This window comes from Allobosea sp. BH3, assembly GCF_025499465.1.
GTDB lineage: Bacteria > Pseudomonadota > Alphaproteobacteria > Rhizobiales > Beijerinckiaceae > Allobosea.
This window is the reverse complement of the sequence record NZ_JAIMCA010000003.1, coordinates 110,657-124,565: the sequence shown is the minus strand read 5'-3', so window position 1 is coordinate 124,565 and position 13,909 is coordinate 110,657. Positions and strand designations below refer to the sequence as shown.

Annotated in this window: 13 protein-coding genes; 9 read left to right on the top strand and 4 right to left on the bottom strand. The window is 66.8% G+C overall.

Annotated elements, in window-relative coordinates; translation table 11 throughout:
- The first annotated feature begins 87 nt into the window (after nt 1–87).
- Genes BoBH3_RS09520 through BoBH3_RS09510 form a run of 3 tightly spaced genes read left to right on the top strand, consistent with a single transcriptional unit; the run spans nt 88 to nt 3,565 of the window.
- Nucleotides 88–1,038 carry an ABC transporter permease gene (locus BoBH3_RS09520; RefSeq protein ID WP_262330567.1) on the top strand — a complete coding sequence of 317 codons (951 nt, stop codon included), beginning with the start codon at nt 88–90 and terminating at the stop codon, nt 1,036–1,038.
- A 2-nt stretch (nt 1,039–1,040) separates the two neighbouring features.
- The gene (locus tag BoBH3_RS09515) at nt 1,041–1,898 is read left to right on the top strand and encodes an ABC transporter permease (protein WP_262330566.1); all 858 of its coding nucleotides are present in this window, start codon (nt 1,041–1,043) and stop codon (nt 1,896–1,898) included.
- Nucleotides 1,898–3,565 (top strand): ABC transporter ATP-binding protein, encoded by a 1,668-nt coding sequence (locus BoBH3_RS09510; RefSeq protein ID WP_262330565.1) that lies wholly within the window; start codon nt 1,898–1,900, stop codon nt 3,563–3,565. The genes BoBH3_RS09515 and BoBH3_RS09510 overlap by 1 nt, the downstream gene beginning before the upstream one ends.
- A 9-nt stretch (nt 3,566–3,574) precedes the next feature.
- Here BoBH3_RS09510 and BoBH3_RS09505 read toward each other — a convergent pair whose 3' ends face one another.
- Nucleotides 3,575–4,063 carry an Lrp/AsnC family transcriptional regulator gene (locus tag BoBH3_RS09505; RefSeq protein ID WP_262330564.1) on the bottom strand — a complete coding sequence of 163 codons (489 nt, stop codon included), beginning with the start codon at nt 4,061–4,063 and terminating at the stop codon, nt 3,575–3,577.
- Between the two features lie 221 nt (nt 4,064–4,284).
- Here BoBH3_RS09505 and BoBH3_RS09500 point away from each other — a divergent pair, with 221 nt between their 5' ends.
- The 6 genes from BoBH3_RS09500 to BoBH3_RS09475 all read left to right on the top strand — a co-directional run bounded on the left by BoBH3_RS09500 (nt 4,285) and on the right by BoBH3_RS09475 (nt 10,217).
- Entirely contained in the window at nt 4,285–5,610 is a 1,326-nt protein-coding gene (locus BoBH3_RS09500) for an NAD(P)/FAD-dependent oxidoreductase (RefSeq protein WP_262330563.1), read from the top strand.
- A 141-nt stretch (nt 5,611–5,751) separates the two neighbouring features.
- A complete protein-coding gene (locus BoBH3_RS09495) occupies nt 5,752–6,498 on the top strand; it encodes an ABC transporter substrate-binding protein (RefSeq protein ID WP_262330562.1) in 747 nt (248 codons plus the stop codon).
- A gap of 22 nt (nt 6,499–6,520) precedes the next feature.
- Nucleotides 6,521–7,177 carry an amino acid ABC transporter permease gene (locus BoBH3_RS09490; RefSeq protein ID WP_262330561.1) on the top strand — a complete coding sequence of 219 codons (657 nt, stop codon included), beginning with the start codon at nt 6,521–6,523 and terminating at the stop codon, nt 7,175–7,177.
- A 2-nt stretch (nt 7,178–7,179) separates the two neighbouring features.
- The gene (locus BoBH3_RS09485; protein WP_262331159.1) at nt 7,180–7,908 is read left to right on the top strand and encodes an amino acid ABC transporter ATP-binding protein; all 729 of its coding nucleotides are present in this window, start codon (nt 7,180–7,182) and stop codon (nt 7,906–7,908) included.
- Between the two features lie 10 nt (nt 7,909–7,918).
- Nucleotides 7,919–9,229 (top strand): NAD(P)/FAD-dependent oxidoreductase, encoded by a 1,311-nt coding sequence (locus BoBH3_RS09480; RefSeq protein ID WP_262330560.1) that lies wholly within the window; start codon nt 7,919–7,921, stop codon nt 9,227–9,229.
- Nucleotides 9,230–9,317: 88 nt separating this feature from the next.
- Nucleotides 9,318–10,217: a LysR family transcriptional regulator gene (locus tag BoBH3_RS09475; protein ID WP_262330559.1), complete on the top strand. Its 900-nt coding sequence runs from the start codon at nt 9,318–9,320 to the stop codon at nt 10,215–10,217.
- 10 nt (nt 10,218–10,227) lie between these two features.
- On the opposite strand, the gene BoBH3_RS09470 is transcribed toward BoBH3_RS09475, so the two are convergent.
- The 3 genes from BoBH3_RS09470 to BoBH3_RS09460 are packed head-to-tail and all read right to left on the bottom strand — an operon-like array spanning nt 10,228 to nt 13,909.
- A complete protein-coding gene (locus tag BoBH3_RS09470; protein WP_262330558.1) occupies nt 10,228–11,610 on the bottom strand; it encodes an NAD(P)/FAD-dependent oxidoreductase in 1,383 nt (460 codons plus the stop codon).
- The gene (locus BoBH3_RS09465) at nt 11,607–11,924 is read right to left on the bottom strand and encodes a (2Fe-2S)-binding protein (RefSeq protein WP_262330557.1); all 318 of its coding nucleotides are present in this window, start codon (nt 11,922–11,924) and stop codon (nt 11,607–11,609) included. The genes BoBH3_RS09470 and BoBH3_RS09465 overlap by 4 nt, the downstream gene beginning before the upstream one ends.
- Complete coding sequence (locus tag BoBH3_RS09460; protein ID WP_316045094.1) at nt 11,921–13,909, bottom strand: hydantoinase B/oxoprolinase family protein; 1,989 nt, start codon at nt 13,907–13,909, stop codon at nt 11,921–11,923. Before BoBH3_RS09460 ends, BoBH3_RS09465 begins: the two co-directional genes overlap by 4 nt.

Genomic DNA, 13,909 nt, shown 5'->3' with positions numbered 1-13,909 from the left:
CCCTGTTTCTCCTGCGGGCCGGACGCGTGCGTCCGGCCCCCAGTTCGTGTCACACTCCGCTCGGAGGTGTCAGCTGCGGGAGCGTCGATGAACCTTCACCTGTGCTACCTGCTGGGCGGACGGCTGTTCGTCGCGCTGCTGACGCTGCTGATCGTCTCGTTCGTGGTGTTCTGTGCAACGCAGATCCTGCCCGGCGATGTGGCGGAGGTGCTGCTCGGCCAGGCGGCAACGCCGGAGGCGGTGGCGGGGCTTCGCGCCGCCATGCACCTCAACGATCCTGCGATCCTGCGCTTCTTTCGCTGGCTTGGCGGCATGCTGACCGGCGATCTCGGCATGTCCTACGCCAATAACCGGCCGATCGCGGAGCTCATTGCCGGGCGCCTCGGCAATTCGCTCCAGCTCGCGGCGGCGACAGCGCTCTTCTCGGTTCCGATCGCGCTCGCGCTCGGCATCACCTCCGCCATGCTGCGCGGCTCGCTCTACGACCGCTCGGTCACGATGGCGACGATCACGGTGATCTCGGTGCCGGAATTCATGATCGCGACCGCCGGCGTGCTGATCTTCGCGGTCTGGCTGAAATGGCTGCCCGCCCTCTCCTTCGCGCGCAACATCACCTCCTTTGGCGAGATGCTGCGCATCTATGCGATGCCGGTGTTCACGCTGAGCTTCGTCATCTCCGCCCAGATGATCCGCATGTCTCGCGCCGCCGTCGTCGAGGCGCTCAACACGCCCTATGTCGAAATGGCGCAGCTCAAGGGAGCCTCCCGCCCGCGGGTCGTGCTGCGACACGCGCTGCCCAACGCGCTCGGCCCCATCGTCAACGCCGTCGCGCTGTCGCTCTCCTACCTGCTCGGCGGCGTCATCATCGTCGAGACGATCTTCAACTACCCGGGCATCGCCAAGCTCATGGTCGATGCCGTGGCCACACGAGACCTGCCCCTCATCCAGAGCTGCGCGATGATCTTCTGCGTCGTCTACCTGCTGCTGATCACCACGGCGGACGTCATCGCCATCCTGTCGAACCCGAAATTGCGCTGACCATGGCCATCGACGCCGCCAACACGACGACCATCACCCCGCGCCGCTCCGGGTATCGGTTCAACGTGACGGGCTGGATCAGCCTCGTCATCATCCTCGCCTGGGCCGCGATCGCGATCCTCGCGCCCTATGTGACGCCCTATGGCATCAGCGACATCGTCGATACCGACTATTTCGGCCCGATGAGCGCGCAGTTCCCGCTCGGGACGGACTATCTCGGCCGTGACATGCTCTCGCGCATCATGTTCGGGGCGCGCTACACGGTCGGCATCTCGCTGGCGGCCACGCTGATCGCCTGCACCGTCGGCGTCACCCTCGGCATGGCGGCGGCCGTGACCGGCGGCTGGTTCGATGCGGCGCTGAGCCGCTTCATCGATGCGTTGAGTTCGATTCCAAGCAAGCTGTTCGCTCTCGTTGCCGTTGCCGGCGTCGGCTCCTCGATCCCCGTGCTGATGCTGATCCTCGGCATCATCTACACGCCCGGTTCCTATCGCTTCGCGCGGGCGCTCGCGGTCAACGTCAACACCACGGACTTCGTCACCGTGGCGCGCATCCGCGGCGAGAAGCTGAGCTATCTGATCCGCGCGGAGATCCTGCCCAACATCATCGGGCCTGTCCTCGCCGATGTCGGTCTGCGCTTCGTCTTCATCGTGCTGCTGCTGTCCGGCCTGTCCTTCCTCGGCCTCGGCGTGCAGCCGCCGGAGGCCGACTGGGGTTCGCTGGTGCGCGAGAACATCGGCGGCCTGCCCTTCGGCGCGCCGGCCGTGATGGCGCCTTCCTTCGCCATCGCCAGCCTGACGATCGCGGTGAACATGCTGATCGACAACCTTCCGCAGAAGATCCGCGACCGGAGCGAATGATGAGCCCCCTCGTCGAAATCCGGGATCTCAAGGTCGAGGCGACCACCGATGCCGGCCGCCGCGTCGAGATCATCAAGGGCGTAAGCTTCGAGATCGCCCAGGGCGAGATCGTCGCGCTGATCGGCGAGAGCGGCTCGGGCAAGACCACCATCGCGCTGACCCTGCTCGGCTACACCCGCACGGGCTGCCGCATCACCGGCGGCAGCGTCCGCGTCGACGGCCGGGATATGGCCGGCCTGCCCGAGAAGGAGCGGCAGAAGGTCCGCGGCGTCACGGTCTCCTATGTGCCGCAAAGCGCGGCCGCCGCCTTCAACCCGGCGCAGCGGATCATGGACCAGGTGATCGAGATCACCCGCATCCACGAATTGATGCCGCGTGCGCAGGCCGAGGCCAAGGCGGTGGAACTCTTCAAGGCCCTGTCCCTGCCCTCGCCGGAGACGATCGGCGGGCGCTATCCGCACCAGGTTTCCGGCGGCCAGCTCCAGCGCCTTTCGGCGGCCATGGCCCTGATCGGCGATCCGAAGGTCGTGATCTTCGACGAGCCCACGACGGCCCTCGACGTCACCACGCAGATCGAGGTCCTGCGCGCCTTCAAATCCGTGATGCGCCAGAGCCGGATGGCCGGCGTCTATGTCTCGCATGATCTGGCCGTCGTCGCCCAGATCGCGGACCGGATCGTCGTTCTGAAGGGTGGCATCATCCAGGAGATCGGAGCCACGGCGCAGATCCTGTCCGCGCCGAAACATCCCTATACCCAGGAACTGCTGGCAGCCTTCGCGCCGCCCGGGCGTGTTCCCGCGCAGGCGGCGAGCCTGGAGGACTCAGCTCCCCGTCCCGTGCTGGAGCTCTCATCGATCAGCGCCGGCTACGGCAAGCTGCAGGCAGACGGTACACCGCTGATCCTGGCGGTCGACAAGGTCAGCTTCAGGCTCGAGCGCGGGCGCAATCTCGGCATCATCGGCGAGTCCGGCTGCGGCAAATCCACCTTGGCCCGCTCCATCGCCGGCATCATACCGCCCTCCTCCGGCACCATCTCCTTCGACGGCAAGCCGATGGCGCCCCACGCGCAGGACCGAAGCGCGGATGAGCTGCGCAAGCTCCAGATCGTGTTCCAGTCGGCCGACACGGCGCTCAACCCGGCGAAGTCGATCGAGGATATCCTGGGCCGCCCGCTCACCTTCTATCACGGGCTGCGCGGCGCCGCCCGCAACGCGCGCATCGACCGGCTGCTCGAGCTGGTGCATCTACCCCGCGCCTTGAAGCACCGGCTGCCGAGCGAATTGTCAGGCGGGCAGAAGCAGCGCGTGAACCTGGCGCGAGCGCTCGCCGCCGATCCCGAACTGATCCTCTGCGACGAGATCACCTCCGCGCTCGACACCGTGGTAGCCGCGGCCATCATCGAACTGCTCAAGGACCTGCAACGAGAGCTCGGCTTGTCCTACCTCTTCATCAGCCACGATTTGAACACGGTACAAGCGATCTGCGACGAGGTCGCGGTCATGTATCGCGGCGTGAAGGTCGAGCAGTTGCCCGCGGGCCAGGTCGGCAGCGAGGCCGGCCACCCTTATTCGCGCCTGCTGATGTCCTCGGTGCCGAAGCTCGACCCGGCCTGGCTCGACAATCTCGAACGCGACCCGGAACTTGTCGCGGCCTTCTCGAAGCGCTGAGGCCCCCCTTCAGGTCGTGGCCGTGATCGGGAACAGGCTCGTCAAAGGCATGTGAGGCTTCACGATCGGCGATTTCAGCACGACGAAGCTGAAATACTTGTCGATGCCGATATCGAGGTCGATCAGCCGCTCCATCAGCGTCTGGTACTCGATGATGCCACTGGTGACGAATTTGACGAGATAGTCATAGCCGCCAGAGACCAGATGGCACTCGATCACCTGGTCGAGCTTTTCGATGGCGGCCAGGAAGCGCGCGAAATCGATCTGCCGGTGGTTCTTCAGCGTCACCTCGGTGAAGACCGTCAGCGTCTGGCCCAGCTTGCCGATGTTGATGCGGGCGGAATAGCCGGTGATGTAGCCATCCTGCTGCAGTTTCTTGACGCGCATCAGGCAGGGGCTCGGCGAGAGATTCACCAGTTCGGCCAGCTCGACATTCGTGATCCGGCCGTTCTTCTGCAGCTCGTAGAGGATCTTGATGTCGATCTGGTCAAGCTTCATGGCGATTCCACCTCGATCGACATCCAACCGCGCCACGCTTTCGGCGCTGGCGGTCCGGCAGCAGATCATGCCGCGAACAATGCGCAGTGTCTAACAGGTGCGCGGCGCAGGCGATGGCAGATTTGGCCTGTCAGAACCGAAGGAAATGCTGTGGCAGATCCGATCTGCGGTGCACATGCCCGCCAGCCGGCCGATAGTCTCGCCTCCGCAAGGAGACTGCGATGCCGGCACCACTGTTCGAGATCGAGACCAGCCCCGCTTTGCCCGAGAGTGCGGATGTCGTCGTCATCGGCGGCGGCATCGTCGGCGTCTGCGCCGGCTACTATCTTGCACGCCGCGGCCTGAAGGTCGCGCTCATCGAGAAGGGCCGGATCGGCGCCGAGCAGTCGAGCCGCAACTGGGGCTGGTGCCGCCAGCAGAACCGCGATGCCCGCGAGCTGCCCATGGCGACGCAAAGCCTTGGGCTATGGGATCGCTTTGCCGCAGAAATCGGAGAGGATCTGGGCTTCAGCCGCTGCGGCCTGCTTTACCTCAGCGATGACGACGCCCAGCTCGCCGGCTGGGCGAAATGGCGGGATTTCGCCGTTGGCGAAGGCGTCGTCACCCACATGCTCTCCGCCGATGAAGCCTCGGCCCGCGGCGGCGCGACAGGCAAGCGCTGGAAGGGCGGCGTATTCTCGCCCACGGACGGCACGGCCGACCCAGCCCGGGCCGCGCCGGTGATCGCGCGCGGCATCCTCAAGGCCGGGGGCAGCGTGCATCAGTTCTGCGCCGCGCGCGGCATCGAGACGGCGGGAGGGCGCGTCTCGGCGGTCGTGACGGAGAAGGGCACGATCCGCACGGCGACGGTCATCCATGCGGGCGGCGCCTGGGCCTCCTCCTTCCTCAATCAATACGGCATCCGCTTTCCGCAATCCTCTGTCCGGTCTTCGATTCTGTCCGTCGCACCCGGCGCAACCGGCTTGCCCGACGCGCTGCACACCGCCGCCGTCTCGGTGACGCGGCGCAGTGATGGCGGCTACACGCTGGCGATCAGCGGCGGAGCCCGTGTCGACCCCACGCCGCAGCAACTGCGCTTTGCCCGCCAGTTCGTGCCGATGTTCCTGCGGCGCTGGCGCAGCCTGGCCATCGGCGGGCTCGAGGGCTGGAAATCCGGGCACGAGACGCTTGGCCACTGGAAGCTCGATGCGCCGACGCCAATGGAAGCCAAGCGCATCCTCGACCCGACGCCCGACCCGCGCCAGATCGCCGAGACCCATGCGCGTGCCCAGGCTCTCCTTCCCGGCCTCAAATCCGTGCCGGTCGCGGCGCGTTGGGCCGGCTACATCGACTCGACGCCGGATGGTGTGCCCGCCATCGGCGAGCTCGCCGGCCTGCCCGGTTTCATCCTCGCGGCGGGGTTCAGCGGCCATGGCTTCGGTATAGGCCCCGGCGCCGGCCACATGATCGCGGATATCGTCACCGGCGCGAAGCCGATCGTCGATCCCAGCCCCTATCGCCCCGAGCGACTGGAGGGTTCCGCCTTCGGCAAGGTGGCCGAGTTCTAGCGGCCGCCCTGCCAGCCTGCGACCGCATAAGTCCGTCTTATGGGTCCGGCACGAATTCGTCTTGTCGTTCGCTCCGGCAGGTACGGATGCTGCATTGCCCAGCGCGGACGACCGCACGGCACAAAGCAAAAGGGGAACGGGATGATCGGGTTCAAAACAACGGTTGCAGCGCTCGGCATGATCGTCGCTGCCGCGACGGCCCAGGCGCAGACGGTCTACAAGGTCGGCTCGACGCCCACCGGCACGCCCTTCACCTTCCTCGACGCGAAGACCAACACCATCCAGGGGATGATGGTCGATGTCATCGAGGAGATCGGCAAGGATGCCGGCTTCAAGGTCGAAATCCAGCCGATGCAGTTCTCGACGCTGATCGCCGCCCTGACCTCAGGCAAGATCGATATCATTTCCGCCGCCATGTACGGCTCTCCGGAGCGCGCCAAGGTCGTCGACTTCAGCCAGGACGTCTACGCCTATGGCGAGGGACTGGTGGTCAAGTCCGACGACGCCAAGGAGTATGTCGGCTTCGAGGACCTCAAGGGCAAGAAGGTCGGCGGCCAGATCGGCACCCGCTATATCGACGCCCTCAAGGCATCGGGCGCGCCGGCCGAGGTGAACGCCTATGACAGCCTGCCCGACATCCTGCGCGACGTCTCCAACGGTCGCCTCGACGCCGGCATCGGCGACTATCCGATCCTGGCCTACAATCTCGCGCAGGGGCGCTTTCCGCAGCTGCGGCTGGTCAAGTCCTACAAGCCTTCCGTCCCGGGGCCGATCAACATCGCGGTCAAGCAAGGCAACGCCGAGCTGCTCGCGAAGATCAACACCAGCCTCGCGAACATGAAGAAGGATGGCCGCTTCGACACGATCCTGAAGAAGTGGGGTCTCTGAGCGCGCGACGTTCCTTCCAGCCATGGCGCATTTTCTCAGCCAGGTTCCGACGTTCCTGCCGATCCTGATGCAGGGCGTCTACCTAACTGTGCTCGTCACGCTCGGCGCCTTCGTCCTCGCGACGGCGCTGGGCCTGGTCTGGGCCTTCATGCGGGTGAGCGGCATCGCGCCGCTCGCCTGGACGGCGCGCACGATCATCGTCATCGTGCGTGGCATCCCCGGTATCGTCACCCTGTTCTACATCTATTTCGTGCTGCCGGATCTCGGCCTGTCGCTGAGCGCCGTGCAGGCCGCCATCATCGGCCTCGGCATCGCCTATTCGCCCTACATGGCGGAGGTCTTCCGCGCCGGTATCGAGGCGATCGACCGCGGACAGACGGAGGCCGCGCTCTCGATCGGCATGGGCTGGGGCCTGCTGATGCGGCGCGTCATCCTGCCCCAGGCGATCCGCGTCGCGCTGCCACCCTATGGCAGCACGATGGTGATGCTGCTCAAGGATTCCTCGCTAGCCTCGACGATCACCGTCGCGGAGCTGTCGCTGCAGGGCAAGCTGCTGGCATCCTCGACCTTCGAGAACACCACGATCTTCACGCTCGTGGCGCTGCTCTACCTCGCCATGAGCCTGCCGCTCACGGCCTTCAACAGCTGGCTCGAACGCCGCATGAGGCAGGCCCGATGAGCATCATCGAACTGCGCAACATCAGAAAGTCCTTCGGGGCGGTCGAGGTCATCCACGATGTCTCCTTCGCGGTCGAGAAGGGTGAGGTGGTCTGCATCATCGGCCCGTCCGGCTCCGGCAAGTCGACGCTCCTGCGCTGCATCAATGGCCTCGAAACCTATCAGGGCGGCGAGATCGCGGTGCATGGCGAACGGGTCAGCACCGGCTCGTCCAGCATCCGCCAGGTGCGGACCCGCGTCGCCATGGTCTTCCAGCGCTTCAACCTGTTCCCACATCGGACAGCGCTCGAAAACGTCGCGGAAGGCCCGATCTTCGTGAAGAAGGAGCCGCGCGAGGAGGTTCTGGCGCGTTCGCGTGATCTGCTCACCCGGGTCGGGCTCGGCGCCAAGATCGACGCCTATCCCGCCCAGCTCTCCGGCGGCCAGCAGCAGCGTGTCGCGATCGCCCGCGCGCTCGGCATGAAGCCGGACGCCATCCTCTTCGACGAGCCGACTTCGGCGCTCGATCCGGAGCTGGTCGGCGAGGTCCTTGCCGTCATGCGCTCGCTCGCCGACGAAGGCATGACGATGGTCGTCGTCACCCATGAGATGGGCTTCGCGCGCGAGGTCGCCGACCGCGTACTGTTCCTCGACGGAGGCATTCTGGTCGAACAGGGCCCGCCCGGCGAACTGCTGAGCCGGCCGAAGAATCCACGAACGCAGGATTTCCTGCGACGCATCCTGCCTTCATAGGAACCTGCGCATGGCACTCCTGACCGGCCCGTTCTTCAGTGAAGACGCCGTCGACACGCCCTATTGGTGGGAAGCCGCGAAGCCTGCGCCACAGGCTGCGGCCGAACTGCCGGCGCAAAGCGAGGTCACCATCGTCGGCGCCGGCTTTACCGGGCTCAATGCCGCGCTGACTTTGGCGCGCGCCGGCAAGCAGGTGACCGTGCTGGATGCCGAAGCGCCCGGCTGGGGCGCCTCCTCCCGCAATGGCGGGATGCTCGGCCCCGGTTGGGCCACCTTCGATACTGCGATGGCCTATGGACCGGACAAGGCGCGTGCCATCGTCGAGGAGAGCTTCCTCGCCTTGCAGCACGTCAAGGATGTGGTGGCGCGGGAGGCCATCGCCTGCGACCTCGCGGTGGTCGGCTATTTCCGGGGCGCGATGACGCCGCGCATCTACGAGGCGATGGGGCGCAATCTCGATCGCATCGGCAAGGTGATGCCCTGCGATGCCTATCTGGTCCCGCGCGCCGAGCAGCAGGGCGAGATCGGAACCGAACTCTATCATGGCGGCCTCGCCATGCCGGGCTATGCTGGCCTGCACCCGGCCCGCTATGTCGCCGGTCTCGCCGAAGCGGCGCGTCGTCTCGGCGTGCAGATCGTCAGCGGCGCCCGCGTCTCGGCCATCTCGCCGCAGCCCGGCGGGTTCGCTCTCACCGTCGGCCAGCGAAAAATTGCGACGAAGCAGTTGCTCGTCGCGACCAACGGCTATGGCGGCGCTCTCCTGCCCTTCCTGCAGCGGCGGATCATTCCCATTCGCAGCGCGCTCATCGCGACCGGCCAGCTCCCGGCCGAGGTGATGGATCGCCTCATGCCGAAGCGACGGATGCTCGCAGGTAGCCAGCGTGTCGTGACCTATTACCGCCCCTCTCCCGACGGAACCCGGATCCTCTTCGGCGGGCGCGTGCTCAAGGTGAATGGCGAGAATGTCGCCCACGCCAATGCCGCGCATCTGCGCAAGCAGATGCTGCAGGTCTTCCCCGAGCTGGATCGGACGCCGATCACGCATTACTGGCACGGCCAGACCGGCTTCACCTTCGACAAGCTGCCGCATCTCGGCGAGCAGGAGGGCGTCTTCTACGCCTGCGGCTACAACGGCACCGGCATCGCGCGGGCAAGCTGGTTCGGCCACAAGGTCGCGCAGCGCATGCTCGGCCACACGGAGCAGCCTAGCGCCTATGCCGACCTGCCCTTCCGCAGCCGGCCGCTCTATTACGGCAAGCCCTGGTTCCTGCCGCTCGCCGTGCTGTTCTACGAAATGCGGGATCGCTGGGACCAGCGATAGATCGGGAGGCAAGCCCCACAGCGCTTGAGGCTGGACATCCGCGCCCACGGCGGCGATGTCTGCGCTATCGCCTTTGATGGGACGACAGATGCGGGCGCGCCAACTCGAAGTCTTCTGCACGCTGATGCGCTGCGGCACGGTCACCGGCGCGGCAGCGATGCTGAACATCTCGCAGCCGGCGCTGAGCCAGATCCTGCTCCATGCCGAGGACCAGCTCGGCTTCAAGCTGTTCAACCGCGTGCGCGGCCGGCTGGTGCCGACACAGGAGGCGGAGGAACTCTATTCCCAGGCCGAACACATCTTCGGCGAACTTGATGCGCTCCGGCGCCGGACGGTCGACATGCGACATGGGCGCACCGGCCTCGTGCGGCTCGCTGCCTCCGCTCCGCCTTCGATGTCGATCGTGCCGCGCGCCCTGACAGCCTTCCGGGAAGCCCATCCCGAGATCGTGGTGCGCTCGCTCATCGGCTCGCAAACATCCATCGTCGAGATGCTGCGCAATGGCGAGGTCTCACTCGGCATCGCCATGAACAACCTCCCGCATGCCGGCATCCATGCCGAGACGGTGGGGCGGGCCTCGCTGGTCTGCGTCGTCTCGGCCGAGCATCGGCTGGCGAAGCTCGACTGCGTCCGCTTCGCCGATATCAGCGACGAGACCCTGATCTCCTATCGCGCCGACACCTTGCCGGGGCGCTTGCTGGCCGCCTCGGCGGAAGCCGAGGACTTCTCCTATGCACCCGCGATCGAGATCGACCTGTCGATCACGGCCCTGCCCTATGTGCGGGACGGTCTCGGCATCGCCATCGTCGACAATCTCCTGCCCTGGGAGCAGTTCAACGGCGTCGTCACCCGGCCGTTCGAGCCCCGGATCGAAGTGCCGATCGCGATCCTGACCAGCAACGACCGGCCGCTCTCGCCCAGCCATGAATTGATGCGCGATTGTCTGCGCGCAGCCTGCCGGGCCCTCAATCGCTCGCCTGGTCCCTGAACACGCCGCCCTATCCCCCTGCAGCCGCATCCTGAATCAGGGCGGAGATCGGTGCCGGCCTCACCGGCGCCTGCCCACGCAGCCGCCCCGCTTCCCCTGCACTGTGATAACCCGCGCAGCCGGCGACGATCTCCGCTGCGGCGAGTTCGCAATAGCGCCCCTGGCAGCGCCCCATCCCGGCACGCCCGAGCGATTTGACGCGGTTGACCTCACCGCCTCCGAAATCGACGGTCCGGCGCAGTTCGCCGGCCGTCACGCCTTCGCAGCGGCAGACGACCGTCTCATCCGGCAATTTGGCCGCAGTCTCAGCCGGCCAGGGAAAGGCCGCAGCGACGCCGCGCGCGAAGCGGCCGAGATGGACAAGGCGGCGTCTCTCCGCCGCAATGTCAGGGGCCGGCAAGCCGAGGTCCCGCAGACAGGCCGCAGCGGCAAGCCGACCCGCGACCTCTGCGCCGTCGGCCCCGAGTATCCTGAGCCCGTCCCCGGCGAGATAGACGCCGCGTCCCGCCCGCCCCATGGCGTCGGCCTGCGGCAGCCATTGCCGCCAGGTCTCGTCATAGGCGAAGTCGCATCCGGCCAAATCCGCGAGGCGTGTCTCCGCCCGCAGGTGCCAGCCGAGGCCGACCGCATCGCAGGCCGTACGCTGCTGCTTCCCGTCGGCGTCGCGCCAGAGCACGGCAACCGGGCCCCGCTTATCCGTCTCGATGCGATCCAGCGTGACACCGGCCTGGTAGAGCCTAGCGAGACGCTGGCGCATCATCAGCCCACGCAAGGCGAAGAGCGGCCGCGCCGCTAGACCCGAAAAGCCGCGCCACTGCTGGCGCATGGGCGTGGTATCGAGCACCGCCTCGACCTGCCCTCCGGCCTTCAGCAATTGCACCGCAAGCAGGGTGAGAAGTGGGCCGGAGCCGGCCAGCACGATGCGCCGTCCGAGCGCGGCCCCTTGCGCCTTCAATGCGATCTGCATTGCGCCGAGCCCGTAGACGCCGGCACTCTCCCAGCCCGGCACGGGCATGACGCGATCCATCGCTCCGGTCGCGAGGATCAGCCTGTCATAGGAGATCCAGCGCGACCCAGCACCATCGAGCACCTGCAACCGCCCGTCCACGATGGCGACGACGGAGCTGCGGGGATGATGAACGAGGCGGCCTGCCGCCGCCATGGCATCGAAGGTCTGGTGCAGCGCGACGGCCTTCGGAGCTTCCGAGCCATAGAGGGCCTCGGGCGGACGCGTAAAACCCTGCGGTGGCCGGCGATAGATCTGGCCGCCCGCGCGCTCGCCCTCGTCGATGACGATGGGGGTCAGGCCGCCGGCAACCAGTGTCTCGGCTGCCCGGATGCCCGCGGGCCCGGCCCCGACGATAACGACTCGCGGCGCTGCCCCCTGGCTCATGGCCATTCTCCCGGAGCGTCGGACAACAACCGCATGTCCTCCGCCAGCGGCGTCGAACAGGCTCGCAGCCGCGGTCCATCCTCCTGCCAGATCCAGCAATCCTGGCAGGCGCCCATCAGGCAGAAGCCGGCACGAGCCTCCGGGCCGAATTCCGAGCGGCGCAGGGCTGGCGCGACCGAGAGCACCGCGCTGAGCACGGTGTCTCCGGTCAGTGCCCGGCGTTCGCTACCATCGAGGAAGAAGCGCAGCGGAACACGATCGATCTCGGCCAATCGGACCAGCCGGCCAGCCCCTTCGCTCCCGGCTTTACTCATTCGGCCGCCTCGGCATGGACCAGCCTCGGCTCCGGCATCTCCGGAAACCGCGCCTTTGCCGCTGCAAAAGCCTCGTCGACACCACGCGCGCCGGCCCTGCCCTTCATGCGGCGGAAGATCTCCGTCTTGGCGAAGAAGCGCCAGTGGATCGGCAGGCCGGCGAGCAGGGCCGTCAGCCTGTCATAGGCATCCCGCGTCCATTGGGCTTCATAGCCCTCGCGCTCGGGGCCGAAATGGAAATGGCCGGATACCGGCGAGCGATCGGCGCGCCGCGCCTTCGTCGCTTCCTCGTCCAGCACTTCGCCCTGCATGACGACGCCGTAATCCCGCTCCGCCGCTTCAGGCGAAACATAGCCACGCACGACATCCTCCGCGACGCGCCACGCCTCCCGGTCGAAGGGGTGTCCGCGGCCGCCGCCGCCGGCCGAGCGGATCTCCAGCACGTCTCCGGGCTGGAGGACGGCGGTATCGATATTGCCGAGCCGCCGCTCCTCCGCCTGCCCCGGATTGACCACCATGTCGGAGAGCCCTGCGGCCCTGCCGCCCAGCACGCCCCAGGGCCGGAAGAAGCTGCGGTCACGGTTGCGGGCGGTGATGCGGCTGTCCGGCGCGAAGACGCGGAATGCCATTTCGGTGGCGAGCCCACCGCGCCAGCGCCCGGCGCCGCCGCTGTCCTTGGCCAGCCCGTATTTGACGAACTCCACCGGTGTCTCGGTCTCGGTGATCTCGATCGGCGTGTTCTTGAGATAGGCTGCGTCCGCCCCCGAACCATTGGTGCCGTCGCGATGCGGCATGCCGCCGCCGCCGCCCACGACCGGGTTGACGGCGGCGATGACGGTCCGGCTCGTGCGCTCGTCCGTTGTCATCACGTTGACGATGCAGTTGTTGCCGGCAGGCGCCGCGGGCAGCCGCTCAGGCACAGCCTGCGAGAACGCCCCGAAGATCACCGAGCGCAGCCGCGCGCAGGTCAGCGAGCGCATGCCGACCGCCGCCGGGAAGACCGGGTTCAGAACCGTTCCCTCCGGCGCGATGCAGGTGAAGGGGCGCGTCAGCCCGGTATTGAGCAGGATCTTCGGGTTCAGCGTGTAGAGGACGTAATAGACCCCGACCAGCAGGATCGTATGCCGCGGATTGCCGCCGCTCGGCACGTTGAGCGAGGAAGCAAGCTGCGGATCGGAGCCGGTGAAGTCCAGCACCGCCTCATCACCGCGGATCGTCAGCTTGAGCTTCAGGCGGCAGGGATTGGCCTCGACGGAATCCTCGTCAGCATAATCGGCGAATTCCCAGGTTCCGTCCGGCATGCCGCGCAGGACCTCGCGTGCCTGCGCCTCGGCATGGTCGAGCAGCGCCTCGACACCGCCGAGGAACGCCTCCCGGCCGAACTTCTCGATCATGGCCAGCACCTTGCGCTCGCCGGTGTTGAGCGCGCCTACCAGCGCCTTGATGTCGCCGATATTGAGGTCCGGCTTGCGCACATTCGTCGTCATGATCCTGAGGATCTGCTCGTCGAAGACGCCTTCGTTGACGAGCTTCATCGGTGGGAAGCGGATGCCTTCCTGATGGATCTCGGTCAGGGCCCGCGAGAGCGAGGCCGGCACCGCGCCGCCCATGTCTGTGTTGTGAATATGACCGCCGGTCCAGGCTACGATCTCGCCCTCGTGGAAGACCGGCTTCCAGAGATGGGTGTCGGGCGCGTGGGTGGCGACGAAACAGGAATACGGGTCGTTGGTGAAGGCGACGTCGCCCGGCTTGTAGTCCTCGACCATGGAGAGCGCCGGCGCCCAGGACAGGCCGGGATACCAAGTCGCGCCCAGCTCCATGGGCACGGCGAAGGTGTCACCGCTGCGGCTGATCAGCATCACCGTGAAATCCTCCGTCTCCTTGACGAAGGCGGAATGGGCCGTGCGGTGCAGCGTATGCGCCATGTTCTCGGCGGCGGCGCGTGCATGGTTTGCGAGCACCTGAAGTTTCATCCGGTCGAACAT